General features: G+C 63.2%; 22 protein-coding genes and 3 pseudogenes. 9 read left to right on the forward strand and 16 right to left on the reverse strand.

Features of this window, described 5'->3' with window-relative positions:
- Positions 1 to 205: 205 nt before the first annotated feature.
- Positions 206 to 814, reverse strand: a complete 609-nt coding sequence (locus C7401_RS27220; protein WP_373864460.1) for a M24 family metallopeptidase — start codon at positions 812 to 814, stop codon at positions 206 to 208.
- Positions 815 to 1,195: 381 nt separating this feature from the next.
- On the opposite strand from C7401_RS27220, the gene C7401_RS27225 reads away from it, so the two are divergent.
- Positions 1,196 to 3,388 carry a TonB-dependent receptor gene (locus tag C7401_RS27225; protein ID WP_112174542.1) on the forward strand — a complete coding sequence of 731 codons (2,193 nt, stop codon included), beginning with the start codon at positions 1,196 to 1,198 and terminating at the stop codon, positions 3,386 to 3,388.
- A 48-nt stretch (positions 3,389 to 3,436) separates the two neighbouring features.
- On the opposite strand, the gene C7401_RS27230 is transcribed toward C7401_RS27225, so the two are convergent.
- The 3 genes from C7401_RS27230 to C7401_RS27240 all read right to left on the reverse strand — a co-directional run bounded on the left by C7401_RS27230 (position 3,437) and on the right by C7401_RS27240 (position 6,621).
- Positions 3,437 to 4,282 carry an MBL fold metallo-hydrolase gene (locus tag C7401_RS27230; RefSeq protein WP_112174543.1) on the reverse strand — a complete coding sequence of 282 codons (846 nt, stop codon included), beginning with the start codon at positions 4,280 to 4,282 and terminating at the stop codon, positions 3,437 to 3,439.
- Positions 4,279 to 5,556: an MFS transporter gene (locus tag C7401_RS27235; protein WP_220092859.1), complete on the reverse strand. Its 1,278-nt coding sequence runs from the start codon at positions 5,554 to 5,556 to the stop codon at positions 4,279 to 4,281. The genes C7401_RS27230 and C7401_RS27235 overlap by 4 nt, the downstream gene beginning before the upstream one ends.
- A gap of 111 nt (positions 5,557 to 5,667) precedes the next feature.
- Positions 5,668 to 6,621 carry a D-2-hydroxyacid dehydrogenase family protein gene (locus tag C7401_RS27240; protein ID WP_112174544.1) on the reverse strand — a complete coding sequence of 318 codons (954 nt, stop codon included), beginning with the start codon at positions 6,619 to 6,621 and terminating at the stop codon, positions 5,668 to 5,670.
- Positions 6,622 to 6,734: 113 nt separating this feature from the next.
- Between C7401_RS27240 and C7401_RS46125 the strand changes: the two are divergent.
- Both C7401_RS46125 and C7401_RS27245 read left to right on the forward strand, forming a co-directional pair.
- Positions 6,735 to 6,929, forward strand: a pseudogene (locus tag C7401_RS46125) (LysR family transcriptional regulator); the annotation flags it as partial.
- Between the two features lie 63 nt (positions 6,930 to 6,992).
- On the forward strand, positions 6,993 to 7,694 hold the full coding sequence (locus C7401_RS27245) for a LysR substrate-binding domain-containing protein (RefSeq protein WP_258397262.1): 702 nt from the start codon (positions 6,993 to 6,995) through the stop codon (positions 7,692 to 7,694).
- Between the two features lie 22 nt (positions 7,695 to 7,716).
- On the opposite strand, the gene C7401_RS27250 is transcribed toward C7401_RS27245, so the two are convergent.
- Entirely contained in the window at positions 7,717 to 8,334 is a 618-nt protein-coding gene (locus C7401_RS27250; RefSeq protein WP_258397263.1) for a TetR/AcrR family transcriptional regulator, read from the reverse strand.
- 259 nt (positions 8,335 to 8,593) lie between these two features.
- Between C7401_RS27250 and C7401_RS27255 the strand changes: the two genes are divergently transcribed.
- Positions 8,594 to 9,739: an MFS transporter gene (locus C7401_RS27255; RefSeq protein ID WP_112174653.1), complete on the forward strand. Its 1,146-nt coding sequence runs from the start codon at positions 8,594 to 8,596 to the stop codon at positions 9,737 to 9,739.
- A gap of 38 nt (positions 9,740 to 9,777) precedes the next feature.
- On the opposite strand, the pseudogene C7401_RS27260 reads toward C7401_RS27255, so the two are convergent.
- Positions 9,778 to 11,785: pseudogene (locus tag C7401_RS27260) on the reverse strand (pyridoxamine 5'-phosphate oxidase family protein).
- A gap of 33 nt (positions 11,786 to 11,818) precedes the next feature.
- Positions 11,819 to 12,484 (reverse strand): glutathione S-transferase family protein, encoded by a 666-nt coding sequence (locus C7401_RS27265; RefSeq protein ID WP_112174547.1) that lies wholly within the window; start codon positions 12,482 to 12,484, stop codon positions 11,819 to 11,821.
- Positions 12,485 to 12,609: 125 nt separating this feature from the next.
- Here C7401_RS27265 and C7401_RS27270 point away from each other — a divergent pair, with 125 nt between their 5' ends.
- On the forward strand, positions 12,610 to 13,554 hold the full coding sequence (locus C7401_RS27270) for a LysR family transcriptional regulator (protein WP_112174548.1): 945 nt from the start codon (positions 12,610 to 12,612) through the stop codon (positions 13,552 to 13,554).
- Positions 13,555 to 13,641: 87 nt separating this feature from the next.
- On the opposite strand, the gene C7401_RS27275 is transcribed toward C7401_RS27270, so the two are convergent.
- Positions 13,642 to 14,436: an alpha/beta fold hydrolase gene (locus C7401_RS27275; RefSeq protein WP_112174549.1), complete on the reverse strand. Its 795-nt coding sequence runs from the start codon at positions 14,434 to 14,436 to the stop codon at positions 13,642 to 13,644.
- A 112-nt stretch (positions 14,437 to 14,548) separates the two neighbouring features.
- Here C7401_RS27275 and C7401_RS27280 point away from each other — a divergent pair, with 112 nt between their 5' ends.
- The gene (locus C7401_RS27280) at positions 14,549 to 15,466 is read left to right on the forward strand and encodes a LysR family transcriptional regulator (protein ID WP_112174550.1); all 918 of its coding nucleotides are present in this window, start codon (positions 14,549 to 14,551) and stop codon (positions 15,464 to 15,466) included.
- 16 nt (positions 15,467 to 15,482) lie between these two features.
- Here the strand turns inward: C7401_RS27280 and C7401_RS27285 are convergent, their stop codons facing one another.
- On the reverse strand, positions 15,483 to 16,259 hold the full coding sequence (locus C7401_RS27285) for an SDR family NAD(P)-dependent oxidoreductase (RefSeq protein WP_112174551.1): 777 nt from the start codon (positions 16,257 to 16,259) through the stop codon (positions 15,483 to 15,485).
- A gap of 161 nt (positions 16,260 to 16,420) precedes the next feature.
- Here C7401_RS27285 and C7401_RS27290 point away from each other — a divergent pair, with 161 nt between their 5' ends.
- Positions 16,421 to 17,317 (forward strand): AraC family transcriptional regulator, encoded by an 897-nt coding sequence (locus C7401_RS27290; protein WP_112174552.1) that lies wholly within the window; start codon positions 16,421 to 16,423, stop codon positions 17,315 to 17,317.
- A 20-nt stretch (positions 17,318 to 17,337) separates the two neighbouring features.
- On the opposite strand, the gene C7401_RS27295 is transcribed toward C7401_RS27290, so the two are convergent.
- The 4 genes from C7401_RS27295 to C7401_RS27310 all read right to left on the reverse strand — a co-directional run bounded on the left by C7401_RS27295 (position 17,338) and on the right by C7401_RS27310 (position 23,049).
- A complete protein-coding gene (locus C7401_RS27295; protein ID WP_181565700.1) occupies positions 17,338 to 18,471 on the reverse strand; it encodes a porin in 1,134 nt (377 codons plus the stop codon).
- A gap of 114 nt (positions 18,472 to 18,585) precedes the next feature.
- Complete coding sequence (locus C7401_RS27300) at positions 18,586 to 19,710, reverse strand: polyamine ABC transporter substrate-binding protein (RefSeq protein ID WP_112174554.1); 1,125 nt, start codon at positions 19,708 to 19,710, stop codon at positions 18,586 to 18,588.
- A 25-nt stretch (positions 19,711 to 19,735) separates the two neighbouring features.
- Positions 19,736 to 21,712, reverse strand: coding sequence for a S9 family peptidase (locus tag C7401_RS27305; RefSeq protein ID WP_112174555.1), 1,977 nt, complete (start codon positions 21,710 to 21,712; stop codon positions 19,736 to 19,738).
- 95 nt (positions 21,713 to 21,807) lie between these two features.
- Positions 21,808 to 23,049: a M20 aminoacylase family protein gene (locus tag C7401_RS27310; RefSeq protein WP_181565701.1), complete on the reverse strand. Its 1,242-nt coding sequence runs from the start codon at positions 23,047 to 23,049 to the stop codon at positions 21,808 to 21,810.
- Between the two features lie 141 nt (positions 23,050 to 23,190).
- Here C7401_RS27310 and C7401_RS27315 point away from each other — a divergent pair, with 141 nt between their 5' ends.
- The gene (locus C7401_RS27315) at positions 23,191 to 24,129 is read left to right on the forward strand and encodes a LysR substrate-binding domain-containing protein (RefSeq protein WP_112174556.1); all 939 of its coding nucleotides are present in this window, start codon (positions 23,191 to 23,193) and stop codon (positions 24,127 to 24,129) included.
- Between the two features lie 21 nt (positions 24,130 to 24,150).
- On the opposite strand, the gene C7401_RS27320 is transcribed toward C7401_RS27315, so the two are convergent.
- Complete coding sequence (locus tag C7401_RS27320) at positions 24,151 to 24,801, reverse strand: sensor histidine kinase (protein WP_258397272.1); 651 nt, start codon at positions 24,799 to 24,801, stop codon at positions 24,151 to 24,153.
- On the opposite strand from C7401_RS27320, the gene C7401_RS45100 reads away from it, so the two are divergent.
- Complete coding sequence (locus C7401_RS45100) at positions 24,788 to 25,297, forward strand: hypothetical protein (RefSeq protein ID WP_181565710.1); 510 nt, start codon at positions 24,788 to 24,790, stop codon at positions 25,295 to 25,297. The two genes, C7401_RS27320 and C7401_RS45100, sit on opposite strands and share 14 nt — an antisense overlap.
- Here C7401_RS45100 and C7401_RS27325 read toward each other — a convergent pair.
- Both C7401_RS27325 and C7401_RS27330 read right to left on the reverse strand, forming a co-directional pair.
- Positions 25,185 to 25,490: pseudogene (locus C7401_RS27325) on the reverse strand (aminotransferase class IV); the annotation flags it as partial. The gene C7401_RS45100 and the pseudogene C7401_RS27325 overlap by 113 nt on opposite strands.
- 117 nt (positions 25,491 to 25,607) lie before the next feature.
- Positions 25,608 to 26,261 carry a TetR/AcrR family transcriptional regulator gene (locus C7401_RS27330; RefSeq protein ID WP_258397264.1) on the reverse strand — a complete coding sequence of 218 codons (654 nt, stop codon included), beginning with the start codon at positions 26,259 to 26,261 and terminating at the stop codon, positions 25,608 to 25,610.
- Positions 26,262 to 26,277 lie beyond the last annotated feature (16 nt).

The raw sequence follows: 26,277 nt of genomic DNA on the forward strand, positions 1-26,277 counted from the left end.
CCACGCCGATGATAGTGCGGATTGCCCGTGTGAAAGTAGGTAATCGTCAGGCTCCTTATGCAGCAAGTCCAGAACCCCGGTGTCTCCGAAAGAGAACCGGGGTTCTGGCGTTTGGGCGTCTGAAATGCGTGTGCGGGCAAGGCACCGCGCGATATAAAAAAGCCGTCCCATGGACGGCTTTTTTGCTTTATCAGCCTCGGTGACACTACGCGAGCAGATCCTCGTAAAACGCCCCGAAGGGTCGCTCGGGGTGCGCAATCTGGATTTCGAGGATCCACAACCCAGGCGTCGGCTGCGCGTCGTACTCGCCGAGGTCGCCCGCCTTGTAAATCGCATGCGGAAAGTCGCTTACGCGGTGACCCTTGATGTCGATGTTCAATTTCCAGCCATGCGCGCGGGCGCGTTTGGCGGCATAGTCGTACAGCGCGATGCCGCTGCATCCGGTGCCGCGCCAGTGAATGGCGACTTCGTCGTAGATCGTCCTCGCAGCTCGAGCGCAAGCCTGCATCTCGGGGTCACTACCGGTCACGAAGGTTGCGCCCGCATCGCCTTCGTGACGGTCCCAGACCGCGCCCAGATCGATGAAGAAAATATCGTTCTCGCCCAGCACAGGGTCGCCAACCGAGCGCTCCTTGAAGATGCGCAGCGTGTTCTCGCCAAAGCGGATCAGCACGGGATGCCAGATCCGGTCCATACCCAACTCCTGCAAGATCGCTTTACCCAGTGCATTGGCCTCGGATTCGTGCATGCCCGGCCGGATTGCGGCGGCGATCTGATCGACCGCCTTCCAGGTCATCACACGGGCGTGTTCCATGGCGGCGAGCGAAAAGTGCTCGCCGACCGCCTGCTTGTTTTCGCTGCTCACCAGATGTCGCTCCCGTTATCACTTGATTCAACGCACTGAATGCATCGACGCCGGTCATCACAACCGTGACGTCAAGGATGCACGTTGCCTCGATATATTCTCGCGTATATTTCGCTGCGTTGACAGTCGTGACCGGAGAACGAGTCGCGCCAGGACTCAACCAAAATAAGCTCCGGAACGTCGTCCCGCCACAACAGCCATGAGCGACGCGTTAGTTTCTTGTATCCGATGCTCGATGAGTAATTTACAATTGCGAATGAGTCGTATTTAAGTATGTAATCGAGCACATTTCGGGTCATCGCCCGGTCTTCAGGGAACAACAAACACGCCATGCCACAACGGGGAACGCAGCAAAACGCCAATCGCCGCACAGCGGTATCGTCGGCAGTCGATCGTCTTTTCGTCGGGTTGGCCGCGGCCGCGGCGTTGCAGGCCAGCGCTTATGCGCAGGACACGGCGCCGCAAGGCAGTGCCGCTTCGCAATCGGACGTGTTGCCTGCGGTCGTCGTCAAGGCCGCGGCGGCCCCTGGGGAATTGCCCGCGCCATATGCGGGGGGCCAGGTGGCGCGAGGCGGCAGCATCGGCGTGCTCGGCACATCGAACGTGATGGACCAGCCATTTAGCACGACGAACTATACCGATCAGATGATCCGCGATACGCAGGCCCGTACGATCGGCGACGTCGTTGTCAATAACGCATCGGTGCGCACGGAGCAAAGCAGCGGCGGCTTTGGCGACGTGTTCCAGATTCGCGGCTTCGACGTACAGGCGACCGATGTCGCGCTCAACGGTCTGTACGGCATGGTCTCGGCCGCACGCGTGCCGGTGAACCTGCTCGAACGTGTGGAAGTCCTGCAAGGCCCGGGTTCGCTCATGTACGGCATGGGGCCGGGCGGTAGCGTCGGCGGCGCCATCAACATCGTCACCAAGCGTGCGGACGACGAACCGCTCACGCGTCTCACGGCGATGTACCAGTCGAAGGGACAGTTCGGCATGGCTGCCGACATTGGCCGCCGTTTCGGCGACGAGGGCCAGTGGGGCGTGCGCTTCAATGGTCAGATCAACGACGGGCAAACCGGCATCGCGCACGGCAACCAGCTTCAGGGCGACAGCTCGATCGGCCTGGACTATCGCGGCAAACAATTGCGCTGGTCGTTCGACGCCTATAACGTCGCAGAGAACACCGATGAGTTTCGCTCGCAGATCGGCTTCGGCACGGCAACCGCCGTACCGGCCGCGCCGTCGGGATACAGCAACCTTTATCCTGGTTCGAAGCTGAAGTTGCGCGACACGGCCGTCATGACGCGCCTCGAGTACGACATCAACCCGCACGTAACCGTGTACGGCGCAGCGGGCGAGCATTACGGCACGTCGGCGCAGAATTTCCCGTACGCGGCCGATATGACCTCCGCCGGCGCGTTCAACGTGTACAACGGCTACTACGACCAGTACACGCGCACGAAGACCGTCGACGCAGGCTTTCGCTTCCACTTCGACACCTTCGGCGTCAAGCACACACTGGTCACGGGCATCACGAGCCTGAATCAGGAGATCGGCTACTTCTATGCGCTGGGCTCGACCGCCGTGGCGTCTAGCCTCTACAATCCCACGCCGCTTCCCCCCATGGACGTCGCGCGCGGCGACGCGCAACGCAGTTCGCAGTTGCGCCTGAACAGCCAGCAGGTCATCGACACGATGTCGTTCTTCAACGACCGTCTGCTCATCACGGGCGGTTTCCGCCGACAGACGATCGGGCAGGACAACTACGACCCGACCACCGGCTTGCAGCAAAGCTCGATCGACCAGCAGGCGATCACACCGCTCGCGGGCATCGTGTTCAAGCCATTGTCGAATATTTCGGTGTACGGAAATTTCACATCGGGTCTCACGAACGGCGGCACGGCGCCGGCCGAAGCCGCCAACGCGGGTCAAGCGTTCGCGCCGTACAAGTCGAACCAGTACGAAGCGGGCGTCAAGGCGGACTGGGGCCACGTCATGACCTCGGCCGCGATCTTCCAGATTTCGCAGCCGAACGCCGTTATGGATCCGACGACGAAAATCTACGGATATAACGGCAAGACGCGTGTGCGCGGTCTCGAACTGTCCACCTACGGCGAGGTGTTTCGCAGCCTGCGCCTGATGGCGAGCGCGACCTTCTACGACCCGAAGCTTTCGGGCACGGCGGGCGGCGCGCAGGACGGCAACGAACCGGGCGGCGTGCCGAAGTTTGCCTTCAACCTCGGCGCCGACTACGATCTGCCCTGGGTGCAGGGGCTGAGCGTCAACGGCCGCATTATCCACACGGGCGCGCAGTACTACGATTCGAGCAATGCCTTGCGACTGCCCGCGTGGACGCGCTATGACGTGGGCCTGCGTTACGAGACGCAGATTGCGGCAAAGGATGTCGTGTTCCGCGCGAACGTCCAGAATCTCTTTGGCAGCCGCTACTGGATCCAGCAGGGGACCTACGTGACGAACGCCGCGCCGCGCACCGTACTGGTTTCCGCGCAGATCGACTTCTGAGGCCAGGTTCGCGGGCACGGGAAGTCCCGGCCCGCGCCTGCGAGCCGGCTATTGATACCTGCTCAGGTCCAGCCGGTATCCGCCGCTGCAACAACTACGTATCCGGCCAATCCCGGTGACGTGCGGGCCTGCCACCAGCGTGTCTTCGGTTGCGAGTTGCGCGAGCAACCGCTCGCGCGTGCGGACTGCCTGCTGCGGGTCCACGTCGAAGCCTATGCTCCAGTCCGGATAGCGCAATTGCAGTAACGTCGAATGAATGACGTCGCCCCAGATGAGTACTTGCTGGTCTGCGTCGCGTATCTGCACGCCGCTGTGGCCCGGCGTATGACCGTGAAGCGGCACGAGCGACACGCCGGGGATGACTTCGCTATTCGCGGGCAATGCCGTCACGCGTCCCGCATAGGCTTCCAGCACCGACGTTGCCAGCCGGAACAAACCGGCCTCCGCCATACGAGGATATTGCTCCGGCGACGTCGCATCGGTCCAGAACGCCCATTCTTCTTCCGAAAGGAATAGCGTGGCGTTCGGATACAACGCAAGCCCGTCGTCATTGATTAGTCCTCCAACATGATCTTCATGCAGATGAGAGAGGATGATGCCCTGTACCTGGTCGAACGCGTACCCTGCCGCGCGCAAGGCCTCGGGGGCTTTGCCGAAGCGCGGTCCGAGCTCACGACCACAGCCTGCATCGATAAGCCATAGTTCGTCGTTCCTTTTCAATGCGAACGCATTGATTGGCTCGGGAGACGGCCCCGATGCGGGAAGCCCCGCGCTCTTGAACAGTTCCGCGCCTTCCTCCGAGGCCGCAGCGCGAATCATCTCCGTGCCGCAGAGAAAAATGCCGTCCAGCAGGGTAATCAGCGTGAATTCGCCAATCCGGTGTTCCTCAATCACTTCTGTTTCTCCTGAGTCGTGAATTCTCGATGAGTGGATGAAGCCATTTGCGCGTCGAGCCGCGACTTGTGACGACGCCCGATTTGCAGCGCCAGTGCCGCTACGGAAGCGGCCGCAGCCATTGCCATCACTGCGGTCCAGCCGCCGGTTCTCCACGCGAAGCTTGCCGCGCTCGAACCCGCAGCGCCGAAGCTGAATTGCGAGGCCATGAATACCGTGTTGTAGCGTCCGCGTGCTGAACCAGCGGTCGCCAGGATTCGCGATTGATTACTGATGAGGGAGATTTGCAGTCCGGCAATCATCAGGACTGCTCCAATGACAAGCCCGACGAGATTGACGAGGGCAATCATCAGAATGAAGCTTGCCGTGACAAGTGCCGCTCCGATGCGGCCGGCGCTTTCACCCGCCATGCGTACGCCATAGGGCGCGACGACGACACCGACAAGAGCGAACACGCCGAACATGCCGGCGGCGCTGCTGGTCAACTGAAACTTCGGCCCCTGCAACAGCAGCGTGAGAATCGTCCAGAACGCGCTGAAGCCGAAGAAAAGGAGGCTCTGCGTCAGTGACGCGCGGCGCAATTCGCGCTCATCGCGCACGAGCACGAACAGCGAAAGCAGCAGTTCGACGTAGGGTTCGCGTGATGCGGGCCTGCTGCGCGGAAGCCGTGCCGCCAGTCCCAGCAGCATCAGTAAAACGAGCGCGGCGCCCAGCACGAACATCGCGCGCCAGCCGAACCAGGCGCCGACGAATCCGCTTACTGTTCTCGATAGCAGCACGCCGATAAGCAGCGCGCTCGTGACAACCGCAACGATGCGTTCGCGGCTGTCCGTGGACGCGAGTTCCGAAGCGAGGGGAATGATCTGCTGGGCGATCGTTGCGAATATGCCGACCAGCACCGAGGCGAACGCCAGGCTGTAAAGTCCGGGCGCCACACTTGCTGACGCCATCGCCAGTATCAAACCGAAGCACTGGAGCAATATCAGCCGCCGCCGATCGATTCTGTCGCCCAGCGGCACGAGCAATACGAGGCCCAGTGCATAGCCGATTTGCGTAGCGGTCGACACGAGGCTTGCATCGGCGCCTGTGTGAAACGCATCGGCGATCAGGCCGAGTAACGGCTGGTTGTAGTACTGGGTGCCGACCGAGAGTCCGGTCGCCACCGAAAGCAGCAGGATGAGGCCGCGGGTTGGCGGCTGCGCGGTAGACGCCGATTTCGAATGCGGGGCGCTCATGACACCGCCCTGACGCGCGTCGGCTTGCGCGGCCGCCATGATTTAGCGGGCGCAACTCGGATTTTGAACAAGATAGGTCCTTCCTGCTCTCAGGCGAGAGAGGCGCGTAGAAGTTGCTGAGGAGAGTGGCGGCGATCGCTCGCGCCGGGGTTATTTCGACATGACGCGCACAGGTGAGCCGCGCAACCAGGCAAGAACGTTCTCGACTGTCTCTTCGTAAAACACCTTGTACGTCCCGTGCGTGACGAAGCCGATATGCGGCGTGGCGAGCACATTGTCGAGCGTGCGAAACGGGTGGCCGGCGGGTAACGGTTCGGTGTCGAACACGTCAAGCGCCGCTCCGGCGATTGCCCGTCGGGTGAGCGCATGGATGAGCGCCGTCTCGTCGACCAGTGGCCCGCGCGATGTATTGACCAGCCATGCATGCGGTTTCATCAATGCCAGTTCCGGTGCGCCGACGATGCCCTGTGTGCGCGCCGAGAGGACCAGATGAATCGAAAGCCAGTCCGCCGCGCGCAGCAAAGTGGTCTTGTCGACAAGCGTTGCACCCGCGGCCTCGGCGGCTTCCGGCGTGAGGTTCTGACTCCACGCCAGAACCCGCATGCCGAAGGCGCGACCGATTGCAGCAACGCGCGCGCCGGTTTTGCCCAGACCGAGAAGACCAAGCGTGCTGCCCTCGAGGTCGGCTCCGACGCCTACCTGCCATCCGCCGTTGCGCATCGACGCATGTTCAGCGGGAATATGGCGGGCCGCCGCGAGAATCAAGGCCCACGTTAGTTCGGGCGCACCATTGCCCCGGCCTCCGGTTGCGCTGACAACCACGCCCTGTCGTTGCGCGGCGTCCAGGTCGATCGCGGCGTTGTAAGGCGCGTTTGAACCGATGAACTTGAGGTTGGGCAGTCGGCTCAGGATGGGGGCGGTAAGGGGCGTGCGTTCCCGCATCACGCAGATGGCGTCGAACGGTTGCAGCCTTTCCGCCAGCATGTCGATATCCGTCAAATGGTCGCGAAACACGGTGATTTCCGCGATCTTCTCCACTTCGGACCAGTTTGCACTTTGCAGTGCAACACCCTGGTAGTCGTCAAGGATAGCTAATCGAATCATGCCGTCACTCCGTTCTGAATTTGTCATGCGGTGAATCACCTTTTCCGATATATTGACTTGTCGGTACATATGTGACAAATTGAACGTAGTAATGGCACCTATCTCTGGCAGCAATGAAAGACGCAACGCTACGCAAGCTCGACCTGAATCTCCTTCATGTTTTCTCCGTGCTGATGGAGGAGAAAAGCGTGAGCCGGGCGGCCGAGCGTCTGTACATCGGTCAGCCCGGGCTTTCCAGCGCGCTGCGGCGCCTGCGTGAAGCGCTGGACGACGAGTTGTTCGTGCGTGTCGGGCGAGGGCTGGAACCCACGCCGAGGGCGTTGGCGATTGCGCCCGAAATTGCCGGCGCGCTCTCGACAATCGAGCGCGCCGTGCGGCCGCCGCAGGCGTTCGACCCTGCAACGTGGCGAGGCGAATTCCGGGTCGGGATGTGCGATAACTTCGAAATGGCGTTTTTGGGCGTATTGACGGCGCGCATTCGCGAGTTGGCGCCACATGCGCGCGTCGTGGCCGTTGCATCAACGAAGCGTGATTCCGTCGCGCTGCTCGAGCGAGGTGCGTACGACTTCAGTGTGGCTGTTCACGAAGAGCCTGCTTCCTGGCATATCCGGGACGCTTTGTTCGATCAGCGTTTCGTTTGCCTTTATGACCCGAAGCAGTTGAAGTTGACGCTGCCGTTGAGCATCGAGCAGTACGTGAAGGCGCAACACGTCATCGTTTCGTCGGAGGGTAACGATACGACAAGCATCGATGCATTTCTCGATGGCGCGGGAATCCGGCGCAGCGTCGTTGCCGGCGTGTCGCGTCACACAGCGGTTGCGCCGGTATTGCAGTCGGTTCCGGCGATCGCTACGGTGCCGGAAACGGTCGCGCATTGCATGGCGCGGCTCCACGGTCTCGAAGTGTGCCTGCCGCCGCTGGATTTGCCGATGGAGCCCATCTCAGTGCTTTACCGTCGAACCGACCAGATGGACGGACGTTCCATCTGGTTTCGGCGGCTATTCGCCGACGTGGTGGCGCAGGCGCTGAAGACCTCGGGCTGCCGGCCGTCGACGCCCGCCGCGGCTGCGTGACGCCGACGCTCTTGCGCCGCTTCTAGCGTGTTCGAGCGGGGCGCTGTTGCGCGTCCCACGCGCTCATGATCGAGGTGATGGCGGTGTTGATGACCCGCAGCCCCACACCGTCGCGCACGAGTGTCGAGATGCCGGTCAGGAAGCTGTCGAACACGGTGGCGACGCTCGAAATGTCGGTATCGGCGGCCAGTTCGCCGTTGGCGATGCCGCGCTCCACGCATGCCTTGATCCCCGCGCGGGTTCGCGCGCGCGACTGCGTGAGCGCCTGAGTCACCGCAGCGTTTTCGGGCGACGGCGCGCTCATCACCCCGAGCGCGACCATGCAGCCCTTCGGATGACCGCGCTCGCATTGCATCTTTGCCGAAGCCCGCAGCATCGTTTCGATAGCGTCGCGCGGGCTCAGCGTCGTGTCCCACAGAGGCTCGCTCACGATCGCGTATTTCGACAGATAGCGCTGCGCGCACTCCTGAAATAGCGCCTCTTTCGAGCCAAAAGCCGCGTAAAAGCTGGGTGCGGAGATCCCGCCGCCGATGCTGGATTTGAGCTGGCTAAGCGATGTGGCTTCGTAGCCCTGTTCCCAGAACAAATGCAACGCCTGTTCGATGGCGTAGTCCCGGTCGAACTGGCGGGGTCTGCCCATTTGCGCCATCGCGCCCTCCTTTTGCACCAGATTCTTTGTCACTCATATAAATACTATTCGATACAGAAGTCGTTGACAAGTGTGTTACGTCGCCGCTACATTTATATCGATCAGTATATATATCGTGCGTGAGCGGGGCCCAACCGGCAAACGCGGCATGTGACTTCTCTTCGACAAAGGATTCCTTGTGAACACATCCACGGCACCCGCGCGGGTGCATTCCCGCAGCCTGCCCGTGCTGGCCTTGCTGGCGCTGGCGATGACGGGGTTCATCTGCATCATGACCGAAACGTTGCCTGCGGGCCTGTTGCCCCAGATCGGAAGCGGTCTGGGCATCTCGCCTTCACTCGCCGGTCAGATGGTGACGGCTTACGCGCTGGGTTCGCTGGTTGCGGCAATACCATTGACGCTGGCCACGCGCGGCTGGCGCCGGCGTCGCGTGCTGCTGATGACGATCATCGGCTTTCTCGTGTTCAATTCGATCACGGCGCTGTCCTCGAACTACGCGCTGACCCTGGTCGCACGCTTCATGGCGGGCATGTCGGCGGGACTGGCCTGGAGCCTGCTTGCCGGGTACGCGCGGCGAATGGTGGCCGGGCATCAGCAGGGGCAGGCCATGGCGCTCGCCATGGTCGGCACGCCGATCGCGCTCTCGCTTGGTGTGCCGCTCGGCACCTGGCTGGGCACGTGGCTCGGCTGGCGTAGCGTGTTCTGGATCATGTCGGGGTTGACCGTAGTGCTGATCGTGTGGGTTCTCGCCAAGGTGCCCGATTTCCCGGGGCAGGCGACACACGAGCGCATGCCGTTGCGAAATGTGTTCTTCACGCGAGGCGTGCGACCCGTGCTCGCGACCGTCATTGCCTGGATGCTCGCGCACAACATTCTCTACACCTATATCGCGCCGTTTGTCGCGCAGGCCGGGTTGCTGGAGAGTCTGGACGTGGTGCTGCTGACGTTCGGCCTGGCGGCACTGGCCGGCATCTGGGTTACGGGGCGTCTGGTCGATCGTCACCTGCGCAGTTCGGTGCTGGTGAGTCTCGCGACGTTCGGTCTCGTGTCGGTGTTGTTCGGCGCGTTCGCGACGGTTCCGCAGGTCGTCTATGCAGGCGTCGCGATCTGGGGGCTGACGTTCGGCGGCGCGGCGACGCTGCTGCAAACGGCGCTGGCCGACACGGCCGGCGAGGGGGCCGATGCCGCCCTGTCGATGAACGTCGTGGCCTGGAACGGCGCCATCGCCGGAGCGGGCGTACTGGGCGGGGTGCTGCTGAACAACTTTGGCGCGCGCTCATTTCCCTGGGCGCTGGTTTTGCTGTCGCTGGTGGCGCTCGCCATTGCCTGGCGTGCGCGCAGGCATGGTTTTGCGCCCGGTGCGCGCGCAGCGGCAGCGCCACACATCGGCCATTGAGCGATAACAGCATTTTTCTTCACGATTGCTGTGGCATCCTAAAGATCTAACGTCACGCCGCTCGTCGCAGGATGCCCGATGCAAATCAGCGCTTGGTTCGCCTCGACTTCGAACTCCGGCTGCTCGTCATATTCCACGCTACCGGCTAGCACGCGCGCGGCGCACGTACCGCACGTTCCCGATCGGCAGTTGAACGGCGCGTCGATACCGCAGCGTTCAGCGGTGTCCAGCAACGAGCCCTGCTGCGGCTGCCAGCGCACCGTTTTGCCCGTGCGTGCAAATGTGACCGGTGCGCCGTTCGTCGGCTCTCTTGCAACCTTTTCGTCAACGGCCACTCGAGCCGGACCTCGCTTCAAGCTCGACGGCCCGAACGCTTCGAAGCGAATACGTTCGTCCGCGATATTCAGTGCGCGCAGGCCGTCGTACAGATCGCGCATGAATGCTTCGGGGCCGCACAGATAGAAGTCGTAGTCGTCGAACGGCAGGGAGCGACGCAACGCATCGATATTCACGCGGCCCGCAAGCCTGTCGCCATCGGGCGAATCGTGCTGCGCGGCGCTATCGTACAGGTGCACCGACACGTTCGCGTGCGCGTTCGATATCGCGCAGCGCTGCGGCGAACGGTCTTTCGTGCTCACCGCGCGTAGCATGAAACAGATGGATGCGGCGTTCCGGTTCGAGCGCCTGCGCCGCGTCGAGCATCGCCAGCATCGGCGTGATGCCGATGCCCGCCGCAGCCAGCACGATCGCGCGCGGGCTGCGTGTATCGAGCTTGAAGGAGCCGCGCGGCGCCAGCGTGTCGATGAGCGAGCCAGTGCTTGCATGCTCGTGCAGCCAGCGCGACACGGCGCCGTCGCGTTTGACGCTGATCTTGTAGCGCGCCGGGTGTGCCGCGTCATGCGCCGCGGAGAGCGTATAGGTGCGCATGAGCGGCTTGTCCGATCCAGGCATCGTCACGCGCAGCGGAAGATACTGACCCGCTTCGAATGGCGCAAGCGGCCGGCCGTCCACCGGTTCGAAGTGGAACGAACGAATCGACGGAGATTCGTCGTGCACCCCGGCCACGCGCAGCGTACGCCATGCCGTTGAGGATTCCTTGAATTGCGGCGCATAGTCGACCGCCGACCAGCGCAACGGCAATGCGGCTCGCACGCGGCGCACTTCGGTCAGCTCGAATCGCACCAGCCGCTGCGCCATTGGAAACTGCGCGACCTCCGGGCCGTCCCAGATCACCTCGGCGCGCATGGCCAGATACAGCAGATCGCCGCGAGCAAAGTCGACGAACAGCAGTCCCGCTCGCGGATCGCGCAACAGGTTGCCGATCGTGTTGAAAAAATGGTTGCCGCTGAAGTCGGGCACGGTGAGCGTGCGCTCGTCATCGATCCGCACGAAGCCGGGCATGCCGCCGCGATGCGACACGTCGGCTCCGCCTGCGGCACCGGCTGTGTCGTCGAGATTGGCGGTCGCGATAAAGAATACATCGGCGCGGGCGATCAGCGCGCGATCGTCATCGGCCAGTGTATCGGCGCGCTCGACCGTGGCGTGTGTCACTGCATCGTCTATGAACACCGGTTCGCGTCCGTTGATGTACTTCGCGCAGTTGCCGAAGCTCTGCTTCACCGCGAGCGTGACCACGTCGCCGTCGACCGTTTCGATCACGCCATTCACGCGGTTGCGCCGACGTGTGTGCGACTCGATGCCAAGACCGCCAATGCGCGCACCGGACGTCCAGTGTCCCGCGAGCGGATCGCCCGGCAGCGCGCCGCCATTGATGCGCAGCGTGCGGCTGTCGGGCGTCGACACGAATCCCGCCGTGTTCGCGCGCAGCGTCGCCCACGGCTGGCCGCTTGCGTCGACGCCGCCGAACACCATGAACGGCAGCATTGCAAAGAACGCCCGATGCTGGTCCGGCATGTAATCGCGAATGCCGCGCGAGCCGTTTTCAAGCGCGACGTCGGCTACGCCCGCGCGCAATTGGGCCTCGCGCTCGCCGTCGTGAAACGGGCCGACTACGCGGTGCGGATTCGGTTCGGAGAGTGCGGTCACGATGGCTCCTCGTGGGCGGCCTGCACGTGCCGCTCAGGCGGCGAGCAGACCCGCTTTCGTGGCAGGCATGGCCACGAAGCCCGGCAGCGCGGCGACGCGCTCCAGCCACGCGCGCAAATGCGGATACGGCTCCAGCGACACGCCGCCCTCGGGCGCATGAGCGATGTAGGTGTGCGCGGCAATATCGGCGATCGTCACGTGATCGCCGGCGGCGAACGGATTGTGCGCGAGTTCGGCGTCGAGCAGCGGCAGCAGCGTCTTCGCAATGTCCTGCGCGCGCGCCAGATCCAGGTCGCGCTTGAAGACGTGAACGAGACGTGCGGCGCACGGGCCGAACGCGATCGGACCGGCCGCGAGCGACAGCCAGCGTTGCACGGTTGCCGCGCTGTACGGATCGTCCGGCAGCCACGACGCATTGCCGTAACGCTTCGCCAGATAAACGAGAATCGCATTCGAGTCGAACAGCACCGTATCGCCATCGACGATGGTCGGGACCTGGCCGAACGGATTGAGCTTGAGATACGCAGGTTGACGATGCTCGCCCGCGGCGAGATCCACCGGTACGATTTCGAACGGCAGGCCGAGCATGGACAGGAACAACCGGACGCGGTGTCCGTGGCCGGAAAGCGGGGTGGTGTAGAGGCGAATCGGCGTGGTGGGTCGAACAGTGGGAGCAGAAGCGGGATTCAGAGCGGGCATCGCATTCTCCATAACGAAAGCGCCGCAGGAGGAAGCGGCAGCGAACGCCCAGATTAGGCAATGACGGCACGCGCGAGAAGACTGCTAAGCTTGCAATCATTTTCTATCCAAAGTGGACAATCGCGATGGCCGATGTGCGCGACGTGAATCTGAACCGGCTGACGGTATTCGTCGCCGTGGTCGAGGCCGGCTCGCTCACGGCGGCGGCCGAGCGGCTCGGCATTGCCAAGACGATGGTGAGCGCGCATATGCAGCGGCTCGAACGCGAGGTTGGCGCGAGCCTGATCGCGCGCACCACGCGGCAGCTTTCCGTGACTGACGCTGGCCGCGCGTTCTACGACGCCAGTTGCCGCATCTTGCAGATGACGGAAGAGGCGCTTTCGGCCGCATCGGGCGAGGCCTCGCCCGCGCGCGGCACGCTGCGCGTGAGCGCGCCGGTCGACTACGGCGCGCAGATCGTTGCGCCCGCACTGGTCGATCTGCGCGCCACGTATCCGGAGCTCGACATCGAACTGATCTGCGCCGATCACTACGTCGATCTGATTGGCGAGGGGATTGATCTGGCCGTGCGGCTCGGCAATCTGCGGGACTCGAACTATCGCACCGTGAAACTCGGCAGCTACGGGCGATGGCTGGTTGCGAGCCCCGCTTTCGTTGCGAGGCACGGCATGCCACGGTCGCTGAAGGCGCTCGCCGCCTTGCCGCATATCGCGATGACCGTGCTGCGGCATCCCTCCACGCTGGAGTTGACGCGCTCCGGCTCGCGCCACGGGGCGGGCGTGCTCACCGACGACAAAGCCGTGCGCCGCGTGCGCTGCACGAACGCGCTAAGTATGAACACCGCGACCTCGGCCCGCGCAGCGGTGCTCGCGGGTGGCGGCTTTGCCTCGCTGACCGACTTCTCGATCCGTGCAGACGTCGCGTCCGGCAACCTCGTCCGGCTCTTGCCCGAATGGTCTTGCGTGCCTTCCAGCGTGCAGGCCGTCTTTCCACCTACGAGCTACCCGTCGGGCAAGGTGCGCGCGGTCATCGAGGCGCTGAAAACGCGGATCGCGAAAAGCGCGGTGTGAACACACCTGCGTCTGCGCATAAATTTCGTCATCCTTAAGGTTGTATAAAAGCGCGAACCGATTTGCGCTTCGTGGACTGAACGTGCTTCAGCTCGCGTTTTTGTCCTCGATCGCGGCGACAAATCGCGCAATGATCCGCGCCAGCTCGCCCGGCGCCTCCAGCGGTGACAAATGCCCCGTGCCGGGAAGGATGTGCATCTGCGCATGCGGGATTCGCGGCAGTAACGCTGCCTGAAGTGTTGAAATGCGGTCCACCTGATCATGCTCGCCGCAAACCACGATCGTCGGCACGCCGATCGACGTCACCGCTGCGCCGATGTCTTCGAGCATGGCCACGTTCGGCCACGCGGCCTTCGCCTCTGGCGCGGCCTTGAGGCTGTCCTCGATCACCTGTTCGCGCAGGGCGGCGTCGAGCGGGCGGGCGCTCAGAACATGATCGATCACGAACTCCACCGATTCGCGCGATTGGTACGCGCCGGCCAAGGTCGCGCGCTGCTCGTCGGTGAGCACGGCGGGCGTGGGAGGCGCGGGCGCAACGAGCACGAGCCCTTCGAGTCCGCCGGGCCTGCGCGAAGCGATGCATTGCGCGACTTTGCCGCCCATCGAATGGCCGACAAGGACGTAGCGCTCGAGACCCAACGCCTCGATCACGCCCTCAGCGTCCGCCGCGAGATCCGCGATGCCGTAGCCGTCGGCCGGTGCAGCGGAGTCGCCCCAGCCGCGATGATCGGTGGCGACGATTCGATATCGGTCGGGCAATGCAGCGGCCACACCATCCCAGGTGCGTGACGAGCCGCCGTAGTAGTGCAGGAACACCAGCGCCAACGCGCCGCTGCCCTGGTCCTTGACGTGAATCCGCGTGCCATTCGTTTCGATTTCCATTTTTCGGGCTTTCTCCGTGAGGTGGTTTCCCGATAATAGAATCGAGTGCGTCGTTTGATAATTGCCGGCCGGGTGTCGTCAGTCGATAATGAGGCTATCGAATGGAGGGCGCATGGACCGACTGACTAGCCTCGGCGTATTCGTCGCCGCTGTGGAGGAGGGCAGCTTTGCCGCGGCGGCGCGGCGCTTCGGGCTCTCGCCGGCGATGGCCGGCAAGCACGTGAGCGCAATCGAGGTTGAACTGAACGCGCGGCTTTTACAGCGGACCACGCGGCGCCTGAGCCTGACCGATATCGGCCGCACTTACTACGAGCGCAGCAAGCGAATTCTCGAAGCGTTCGACGAAGCGAATCGCGAAGCGAGCGATGCGCAAGGCACGGTGCGCGGCGTGCTGCGCGTGGCCGCGCCGGTGACGTTCGGCGCGCTCCATCTGGGCGGGGCCGTCGCACGCTTTCTGGAGGCGCACCCGCACGTGAGCGTCGAAGCGCAGCTCGAAGACCGGTACATCGACCTCATCAGCGCGCGCGTAGACGTTGCGATCCGGATCGGACGGCAGCAGGACGCCGGACTCGTCACGCGGCGCCTCGCGGCCTGCCGGATGGTCGTGTGCGCGTCGCCTGCGTATCTGGCGCGTCATGGCACGCCGCGCAAGCCCGACGAATTACGGCGCGCGCAGCGCCTTGCCTTCAGCGAGGCCGTGTCTTCCGACGACTGGACCTTGTTCGACAGCGCAAACCGCGCGCACGTCATCGACGGACCTTGCCGCATGGCCGCCAACAATACGCAGATGCTGCTTGCCGCTGCGCTTGCCGGCGCCGGTGTCGCTTACGGTCCGACCTTCGTGTTCGCGCAGCCCATCCGGCGCGGCGAACTGGTGGCGCTGCTGCCCGGCTACCGCGCGGCCGATCTGGAGATCCAGGCGGTTTATCCGAGCGCGCGGCGCATACCGCTCAAAGTGCGCCGCTTCGTCGATCACCTCGCCGCATCGTTCGGTGACGAACCGCCCTGGGACCGCGACGATATCCACTAGAACGAGGTTCCTCGCATCAGATATGAATGCCTCCAGCGACCTCGATGCGCTGGGCGTTGACCCACCCGAACTCGTTCGATAGCAGCGCGGCGATAACGGGCCCCACGTCTTGCGGAAGGCCTGCGCGACCCAGCGCCGTGTGGTCCGCGACCGCCTGGTTGACCTGCGGATTGTCGCGCACGATGCCGCCGCTGAAATCGGTGGCGATCGCGCCGGGGGCGACGACATTCACGGCGATGCGGCGGGGCCCCAATTCGAGCGCCATATAGCGCGTGAGCGCTTCGACGGCGGCTTTCATGGGCCCATAGACAGCCCGGTTGGGAAAAGCGAATCGGGCCAGCCCGGACGACACGTTGACGATCCGCCCCCCGTCGTTGATCAGGGGAAGCAGTTTCTGCGTGAGCAAGAAGACGCCTTTGAAATGGACGGCGAACTGCTCGTCGAGTTCGGCTTCCGTCCCCGCGGCAAAGCTCGCGGTGGACGCAGTCCCCGCATTGTTGACTAGATAATCGAAACGCTCGGCGCCCATCGTGCCGAGCGTTTCGCGCACACGTGCGACAAAATCGTCGAAGCGAGCGGCCACACCGGTATCGAGTTGAAGCGCGACGCCGGGCGCGCCGGCCTCCGTGGTCAGTGCGACGACCGCCTGCGCCTGCTCCTCGTTCGATTGGTACGTGAAGATCGAGCGCACGCCGCGCGCCGCCAGGCGCAATACGGTGTCGCGACCGATCCCGCGGCTGCCGCCCGTGACAATCGCAATCTTGTGGGGAACGTCCTGAATGGTTTGTGCCATGCTTGACCTCTAACGAAAAGAATGTGAAGCGATTTTATGGACATGAGGGCCGCGAGTTGAATGCCGAAAATCGCCTGTTTTTTGCCTGATTGTGCTCCGGCGGGCGTATGCTTGATTGACCCGCCCGATTCAACCCATCTCATCTGAAACCTTCCCAACCTATGTCGGACCCGCTCGCCCAAGCGATTCTGCGTTACACGCAACGTCAGCCCACGCTCAGTCCTTACCAAACCGCGATCGACGGCGTCTACATTCTGCGGTCCGACAATCCCACGCCACCGACGTACAGACTGGCGAGCCCGGCCATTTGCGTCGTCGCCCAAGGTGCGAAATGGGCGACGTTCGGGGCAGACAGGCTCGAATATCGCGCGGGTCAAGCGCTCGTCGTCGGCGTGGAGGCGCCTTCGCTCGGGCGTGTTTTCGAAGCGCGACCCGACGCACCGTGTCTCGTGCTGATCGTCGAACTCGACCTGGCGATGCTGCGCAGTGTGGTCGAGCAGATGGCCCATTCGCCTAAGGCCGCTTCGGAAAGCGTCCGAGGCGTGCTCGTGACGGATTTTGGCGGCCCGCTCGCGGACTGCGCGTTGCGGCTCGTCCGTCTGCTCGACACGCCCGACGCTATCCCGACCGTGGCACCGCTGGTGATCCGCGAGATGGGCTACTGGTTGCTCGCCGGGCCTCATGGCGGGGACGTGGCGCGTTTCGCCCTCGCGGACAGTCCTTCCCAGCGCGTCATGAACGCGATCCGCGCGTTGCGCGAGCGCTATGCCGCGCCTGTTCACGTTGACGAACTCGCCGGCGTGGCGCAATTGAGTCGCTCGGCGTTTCATCGACAGTTCAAGGCGCTGACTTCGCTGACTCCCGTGCAGTACCAGAAGCAGCTTCGGCTGCTCGAAGCGCGCCGATTGATGATGTCGCAATCGATGGCGGTCGAAGCGGCAGCATTCGCAGTGGGATATGAAAGTGCATCGCAATTCAGTCGCGAATACGCGCGCATGTTCGGTGCGCCGCCCAAACGCGATGCGAAGCAGATGAAGACGATGCTTGAGGCGGGGTGAGCTTGGGGTGCAAATCAGCCTCAGAACCGATGCCGCATCGCCACGCGCACGACCACCTGATTGGCGGTCGTCGACACCCCCGCCGCGCCGAGCACATAGGCATGGTCGAGCAGGCTGCCGGTCTGGTCGCCGCCGACATGCTGGAACACGCTCTGGAAATAGACGTCGGTGCGTTTCGAAAGAAAATAGTCGGCCATCACGCCTGCGGTAACGACCTTGGGCTTCTGGGTGCCCGTGGACGCCTCGTAGTCCATCAGCGTGTAGGTCAGGCTCGCGCCTAGCGAAAAGCCAGGCGTGAACTGATAACTGCCGTTGAGCTCGAAGTTCTGGTAATTCAGCGCATTCAACGTTTCGCCTGGCGGGCTGATTGGCAGGAGATTGCCAGATTGATCGAATAGCCAGCCCGAATAAACAGGGTGCTGAACGCGCGTATAGGTGTACACGAATCCGAGTGTCGCGTGGCCTAGCTGATAATTGATGCCCGCGCCCGCAATGCGCACGAGGTCCGCTCCGAAGCTGGCATCCGCCGGGGGCGTCGTACCGTTCACGCCTTCGCCGGGCTGGTTGGCCTGCAAATACCCGGCGGCAATCAGCAATGGACCGTGGTTGTACTGTGCGCCGAAGCTGTACTGCCTGTTATACAGGAAGCTCGTATCGTTGCTGAAGCTATAGGTCGCGCTGAACTGGAAGCCGCCGAAATCCGGGCTCATGTACTTCGCGGCGTTGTTGATGTGAAACGACGAGTTGGTATTGTCGGCGTCGAGCGGATGCGCAAAGAGCGTGCCGCCCCAATTGCCTGCCGCTGTCGTCAGCGAAAGAAAGTCGACGATGGAGTCGTACTGGCGGCCGAGCGTGAGCGCGCCGTACCGGTCATTCGCGAGGCCGACGAAATAGCGGCCCGGCACCCGTGCTCCGTTGTTCACGGAAAACGCCGTTTTAAGCGTGAAGGTGGCCTTCGTGCCACCGCCCAGGTCCTCGACGCCGCTCAGCGTGAAAATGCTGCTTTGCACGTCGCCGCTTTGCATTTGCCACGCCGGATTGCCGAATGCGTTGTTCGTGTAGTTCAACCCTTCGTCGATGACCCCGGCGAGGGTGACGCGGCTTTGCGACCAGGCGGGGGAAGACATCGCCATGGACAGCAGTGGAACTGCCATCGCAACGAAAGATCTCCCGATCCTCACTCCATTCACATGAGGACTGCTAACGTTATTGTTCGACTTTTTCATGATCGTTATCGTGGGTTCCCGCGCGTGCCCGGCGGGATCAAATTATTGTCCGGACTTCAGCTTCGCCCAGAGGCGGCCTTCCAGCTTCGTGATCTCCTGCGGAAGCGGTTGCACGAGAGTCGTGTTGTCGAGCGCAGTGTCAGTCGGGTAGATCGCGGTATCCTGTTCAAACCCTGGCTTCAGGAGCGCGCGCGCTGACTTGACCGGCGTCGGATAGGACGTCGTGTTGCTGATCGACGCGCTGACCTTGGGGTCGAGAATGTAGTTGATCCACTGCATCGCGGCCTGCGCGTGAGGCGCATCCTTGGGTACGGTCATCGTATCGACCCAAAGCAGGCCGCCTTCCTTCAAGGTCGCGTAGCGGATCTCATACGGCCGCTTCGCTTCCAGCGCGCGCCGGCTCGCCGTGCCGACATCGCCGGAATACCCGAGCGCAATGCAGACGTCGCCGTTGGCGAGGTCGCTGAGATAACTCGAAGAATTGAATTGCGTGACATACGGGCGAATCTTCTTCAGCACCTCGTACGCGGCCTGGATGTCGCCCGGATTGGTGGTCGCGGGACTTTTCCTCAGGTACTGCAATGCCGCTGCGAACGCGTCTCCCGGCTGGTCCAGCAAGGAGATGCCGCACGACTTCAATTTGGCGGCGTTGGCCGGGTCGAAGAGGTAAGCCCAGCTATCCACCACCGTGTTCTCGCCAAGCGCTTTCTTGACGGCCTGCACGTTGTAGCCAATGCCGTCGGTGCCATACGTGTAGGGCACTGCGTACTGGTTGCCGGTGTCGCCGCCTTCCGCGAGTTTCTTCATCAAGATCGGATCGACGTTCTTGAGGTTCGGAATTTGTGTCTTGTCCAGCGTCTGGAAGATACCCGCACGCATCTGGCGGATCATGAAGGCGGACGTCGGCACGACCACGTCGTAGCCCGTGTTGCCGGATAGCAGCTTCGTCTGGAGCGTGTTGTTATCGTCGTAGGTGTCGTAGCGGACGTGGATGCCGGATTGCGTCTGGAAATTCGCAATCGTGTCTTTCGCCAGATAGCTCGACCAGCTATAGACGTTTAATTCCTTTTCGGCGGCGTGTGCCGGGTGGGCGAGGCCATAGCTTGCCGCCAGTGCGAACGCGAGGACGGTTTGCCGGATTCGTGCGTGCTGCTCTGAGTTCTTCATTCGTCTTCTCTGTGGGGGACACGGGTCAAGGGTTGTTGCCATGCGTCCGTGGCATCTGTCGGCTAGCGAGGGCGTGGTCAAGGCCGGGCACAAGTTCGATGCCCGTTTCGACGCTCATGCTGCAAGTGTCGAGATCGCTTCCATAGGGTTCGGCCACACCACCCAGGCTAGCCGCCAGGAAATGCTCGGCGATGGCGTAGAAGGAAAGACGCGTCGAGGTCTTTTCGAATTCGTGACCTTCGTCCGGGTACAGCAGATACGTAACCGGTCGTTTGCGGACGGCGAGCGCGGCTGCGATCGTCGCGGACTGGTCGACCCTCACGCGCGGATCGTTTGTCCCTTGTGCGATCAACAGCGGTTGCGTGATCGCACCGACTCGCGAAATGGGCGAGCGTTCGTGCAATTCGGCTTCCCCGGCCGCCGAGGCCGGGTCGCCCATGCGCAGCGCGAACTGGGGGCGCTGGAATGTCCACCACGCAGGCATGGCGCCAAGAAGTGAAACCAGGTTGCTCGGGCCTGCGATATCGACGGCGCAGGCGAACACGCCGGGGGTGAACGCAAGCCCGACGAGCGCCGAATAGCCGCCATACGAGAGACCGTAGATCGCGACCTTTTGCGGGTCGGCGATACCCTGGTCTATCGCCCATTGAACGGCGTCGAGGAGATCGTCGTGCATGGCCGCCGACCATGCGCCGTCGGCGGCTTCCATGAAGGCGTTGCCGAAGCCACACGAGCCGCGGAAATTGATGGACAGCGCCGCGTAGCCCTGCGCCGCAAGCCATTGTGCTTCCGCGTTGAAACCGAATTCGTCGCGTAGCCACGGGCCGCCATGCACGTTGAGCACGAGCGCCAGTCGCTCGCGCGGGCGGCCGTGGTCGAGGGGCGTATTGGCGGGCAGCGTCAGATAGCCGGTTATGCGCAGACCGTCGGTGGCGCGGAACTCGATGGCCGTGGTGCTCGCGAGTTCGCGCGCTTCCAGTGTCGGTCGGCTCGAAAAGAGCCGGGTCAACTGGCGGCGCTCGCGGCTCCAGATCGCGTAGTCGTCGGGGCGATGTTGCGAGGCGATCTGCACCAGCCAGCGCTGGCCATCCGGCGTTTGCGAAACGATCTTGAACGACGTACCGGCTTGCGCGCCGAGCAACGCGAAATCGATTTCCACTTGCGGCGAACGCACTTCCCACACGCCGACCAGGGGATCTTCACGCGAGGCCAGAATCGCGCCGGACCCCTGCTCGTCCAGCACATCCACGATGTCGGCAGTGCGTGCTTGCGCCAGTTGGCGTATCGCCCCTGTCTCGATCTCCACCTCCACCACGTTGGCCAGATCGCTTTGGAACGCATACAGCATGACGAGCGTGCCGCGCGCGGTGACGCTAAGCACCTTCGAACTGCGCAGCGCCCGCAGCGGTACGGTTAGAAAGGCGCGCGCAGGCGAGGTCGAGAGGTCGAAGTAAGTCGAAGAGCCGTCTTCCGGATTGACGCGCACGGCCACTCTCAAGCGCCCGTTGCTGCTAGCGATGAAGTCTGTGTAGCGGGCGTCGTTTTTCAGCACCAGTGTGCGCACGCCTGTCAACAGATCGACGCGATAGACGTCGAAATAGCGGCCGTCGCGGGAGTTGAATGCAACCAGCGCTGTGTCCGGCAAGCCGCCCGAAGCCGAAAGAATTTTCGTCTTGACGGCGGGGTCGGCCGTGAGGTCGCGCATCGCACCGGTCGCGACATCGACGGCATGCAATTGCGTGTGCTCTTCGCCCGCCACGTCTTTCATGACTAGTAGATGGCGGCAATCGGGTGTCCAGCGATATTCGGATACGCCGCGCCCGCTGAAGAACGTAATCGGCTCGGCGTCGTGTGGCGCGTCGAGCGCTGCGAGCCAGACGTTCGGCGCGCCGGTCCCGCTGCGTATGAACGACAGCGTCGCGCCGTCGGGGCTGATCTGAAGCGCGCGGCTTTCCTCGTGAGCGAAGAGTTCGCGGCGGCTGACGCGTGCTGAAGCGTGCATTGCTGCATGGAGCTCGGCATCGTGTGCCGGAAGCCCGGAGAGAGGTTGAGGGGTACTCACAATCGCCCTTGTATTCGATGAATGGATTCGGTCAATCAGACAGCGGTGTGCGTTTGGCGGCCGAGATAGCGCTCGACGAGCCTTGACCAGAAGGCCGCGCCGATGGGCAGATTGCGGTCGTTGAAATCGTAGCGGGGGCTGTGCAGCATGCGGGCCGCTTCGCCTGTGCCGTTGCCGATGCGCAGCAACGCGCCGGGCCTGCGCTGCAGCATGAATGCGAAATCTTCGCTACCCATGACGAGGGCGGCCTGTTCGACGACGTTGTTTTCGCCGACGAGTTCGCGCGCCACCTCGGCGGCGAAATCGGTTTCTTCACTGCTGTTGACGACGGCCGGGTAGCCATCCGTCGTTTGCACGCGGGCAGTCGCACCGTACGACTCGGCCTGCAAGCGCGCGATCGCTTCGATACGTCTGAGCAACAGGGCGCGCACGCCGTCGTCGAAGGAGCGAACGCTGATGTCGAGCCGCGCGCTGCTGGCAATCACGTTGCTGGCCGTCCCGACGTGCATCGAACCCACGGTGATGACGGCGGACTGGGCCGGATCGACGTTGCGCGCGACGATGGTCTGTAACGCCATGACGATGCTCGACGCGACGACCACCGGGTCGACGCTCAGGTGCGGTCGGGCCGAGTGCCCGCCAATTCCTTCGATGTCGATCACGACCTTGTCGAAGGCCGACATGAACGGCCCGCGACGCAGCAGGAACACGCCAGGCTCCGCGCCCGGGTGATTGTGCATGGCGAATACCGCGTCGCAGGGAAACCGCTCGAACAGCCCCTCTTCGATCATCTGCATGGCGCCGCTTTGCACGCCGTGTTCTTCGGCGGGCTGAAAGAACAGATGGACCGTGCCGGAAAAATTGCGCGTGGCGGCGAGATGCTGGGCCGCGCCGAGCAACATCGCCATGTGGCCGTCATGGCCGCAGGCGTGCATCTTTCCCGGCGCCTCGCTCGTGTAAGGCAGTCCCGTCGCTTCGTCGATGGGAAGGGCGTCCATGTCGGTTCTCAGGCCGACGCTGCGCGTGCCGCCGCCCGCGCTCAGCGTTGCCACCACACCTGTTTTGCCCACGCCGCGCGCGACCTGCCAGCCCCAGCTCTCGAGTTGCCGCGCGGCGTAAGCCGCCGTCGCATTTTCCTCATACGCCAGTTCGGGGTGGCGATGAAGATGGTGGCGCATCGAACACAGGGTGTCGTGATGTGGCGTCAAATCGGCAATGCGGGTGTAGTTGCCTGCGAGCGGTGCGGCTTGGGAGGGTGAGGCGAAAGCCTTCTGCATGTTCGTGCGCTCCGTGCCGTGATGAAGGTTGTGACGGTTTTGTCTTGTTCATGGCAGGCCGACTCTAGCAAGGCAAATTTGGCCGGGTAAGATGCTATTTTTTTTACCGTGATTCGAGATTCTTATCTCGGTGGAAACCCTATGAAACCGCAGCAATTGCAGATCTTCATCGCGGCCGCGCGCCACGGGAGCTTGCGCGCGGCCGCGCGGGAACTGGGCATCACGCAACCCGCCGTGACGCATGCCGTGCGCGAGCTGGAAGGCGAACTGGACGCACAGTTGCTGGTGCGGAGCATTCGCGGAATCGAATTGACGGCGTGCGGCCTCGCCTTGCTGCCGCGTGCCGAGCAACTGGTCGGCGATCTTCAGCGGGCCGTGGACGCCGTGAAGCAGACCAAGGGCGAACTGGTCGGCGCGATCAACATCGCAACCACGCCGTCGATCGCCATGACGGTGCTGCCGAGAGCACTTTCACTCTTTCGCCGCTCGATGCCGCTCGTGAAGGTGAATCTGCTGGAATTGCCGGTTCCGGAGGCATTGAGAGGACTGCGAAACGGTTCACTCGACATAGCCGCGATACACCACGTGCAGGGTCTCGACGACGATCTGGTCGGCACGGCGCTCTTTTCGACGCCGTTTTCCGTGGCGCTGCGCCGCGATCACCCGCTCGGCCACGCGCGCCATCTGCATCAGTTGATCGACGCCGAATGGATGGTCACGTCGGGGCCGAACGACGTGCCGCATTGTGTGATTCACGCGTTGTTCAACATGAACGGGCTGCCCGCGCCCGCCCGACTACTGCGCGTGCCGTCGTCGTTCTCGGTCACGCTGGGCCTGCTTTCGAAAACGGATGTGATCGGCTGCGTGACTCAGCCCTTGCTCGACGCGATTGCACCGCTTGGGATTGAGGCTCTGCCGGTGCTCGATGCGCTGCCGACCATCAACGTCAGCGCGTTGATGCGCAAGGACGTGCTGCCCACGCGCGCCGCCAGTCATTTCCTCGAAGTGTTGCGGGATGCCGCGCGCGCCGAGACTCGCGTGGCGCACGCACCTGCCGCCGTGGCCGCCGAGAGCGTTTGAAGCCCCGCACCCCCACGCCTCTCACGCGCGAGGAATGCGAAGCACCGCGACCAAACCGCCCTCAACGCGGTTTTCGAGCCGCAGCGAACCGCGATGACGAATGGCGACATCCTGTGCAATCGCGAGGCCGAGACCGGTGCCGCCGGTTGCCTTGCTGCGTGAGGCGTCGAGCCGGTAGAACGGCGCGAACACGCGTTCGATCTCTTCTTCGGGAATGCCCGGGCCGCGATCGGCCACGCGGATCTCCACGCCGCTACCGGAATCGCGCACCGTGATTTGCGCTTGTTCCCCGTAGCGCACCGCGTTGCTCACGAGATTCGTGAGACAGCGCTTCATCGCGAGCGGCTGCGCGTACACCACGCCGCTCACCGCACCCTCCACTTCCACGCGCTCGTCGCGTTCGATCGCGTCTTCCGCCACCGCGCGCACCAGTGCGTTGATATCGAGCTTGCCATAGGTTTCCACGACTTCTTCGTTGCGCAGAAAAGAAAGCGTGGCGTCCACCAGTATCGTCATCTCTTCCACGTCGTCGAGCAACTGGTCGTGCAGCGCGCTGCGCTGCGCCGCCCCGAGCCGCAGCTTCATGCGCGTGAGCGGCGTGCGCATGTCGTGCGAGACGGCGGCGAGGAAGCGGCCGCGCTCGTTGAGTTGCTGACGGATGGCGGCCTGCATCTGGTTGCACAACCGCGCGGCGCCGGCAGGCTGTTTTGTCAGCGAGGAAATGGGCGCGATCGCCACGATCAGGCGGGAAGGCGACGTCTGGCGGCTCGACATGCAGGTCAGTGACGGCCACGCGAGCTACACCTTCGAAGCGCTGGCCGGGCCGATCGTGCGCTTTACGCCGGCCACGCCGCTCACGCCGCTCTCGGGGCTTCTCGTGCTCGACCCTTACGAGTCAAGCGTGCCGCGCTTCTGGCTGGGCAACTACAACAACCGCCGCGTGGAGTTCGTGCGCGCGGCGCATGCAGAGGGCGTGCAAGCTATCGCCAGCGCTGCTGGAGATGCGATGAAATTCCGGGCAAAAAAGCATGCCAACGATCGGTCGGTGCTCAATGCGGCCGGCGATGCAATCGTGATAGCCCATTACGGCGGACGACTTCGAGTTGCGCATCGCGCACGGTCGAGAAATCGAACGGTATTTCCATTTCGAAGATCTTGGCCGAGTTGAACAGGCGCCGCGTGTGATCCTCCAGCCGGAATATCGCGGCGCCACGCGAGGTTTCGTAGGCGCGTACGCCTTCGAATACGGCCATTCCGTAATGCAGCGAATGGGTGAGGAAGTGCAGTTGCGCGTCTCTCCAGTTCACGAAGGCGCCATCAAGCCAGATCGTTCCGTCACGGTCATGCATGGAAGGTTTCATCTCTTTCCCGGTCGTTGTTGTTAAGCATTCGCGCCGAGTATAGAAATCCCGTCCGGAAGCGTAAATTCACAAATTAAAAAGGCTGATATGCGAAATTCAGATTGCTTGATGCACATGTCAGGAATCCATACTGACACTCGCTGATTCCGCCGGCCGTGCGCGCGAAAGGTAAGCATTCACTAGCGCAGTGAGTTCCCACCGCAGGACTGGCGAGGAGAGTTGGCCTTGTCGCGCCGCTTCGTGGACAGCGCCCGCCAAAGCCCCGGAGAGGACTTGCGCGCCGACGCGAACGTGCGCCGCCGTGCCGCCGGCGTTGGCAATGAACAGCGCCTCATAGGCCTTTCGACATTCGATCTCGAAGCGATCGTGAGCGCTGCGAGAATTGTCGCCGCGCGGGCTCTCTTCCATCAACACTCGATGCGCGGCCGGATGACGGCTGTGGACGGCAATCATGCCGTCCACGAGTGCTGCGATGCGGCGCGCTCGCGCGATCTCCGGTCTGGTGGCTGCTTGCAATACGGCGAGCACCTCGTCGAAGTGCCGCCGACGCACGGCGTCGATCAACGCAATCTTGTCCGGAAAGTATTGATAGAGCGAACCAATGCTCACGCCGGCCGCCTGAGCCACGGCGTTCGTGGTGAACGACGCCCAGCCACGCTCGCCCAGAATGTGAGCCGCCGCGTCGAGAATGGCGTCGGTCGTCGCCTTCGAACGTGCTTGTTTCGGCGCTTTGCGCATGGCGCCGGTAGGTCGGGGAATGCGAGTAGCCATGTGCGGGCTCCGGTGC

Origin of the sequence: Paraburkholderia unamae, from assembly GCF_003268775.1 — a bacterium.
Lineage (GTDB): Bacteria > Pseudomonadota > Gammaproteobacteria > Burkholderiales > Burkholderiaceae > Paraburkholderia > Paraburkholderia unamae.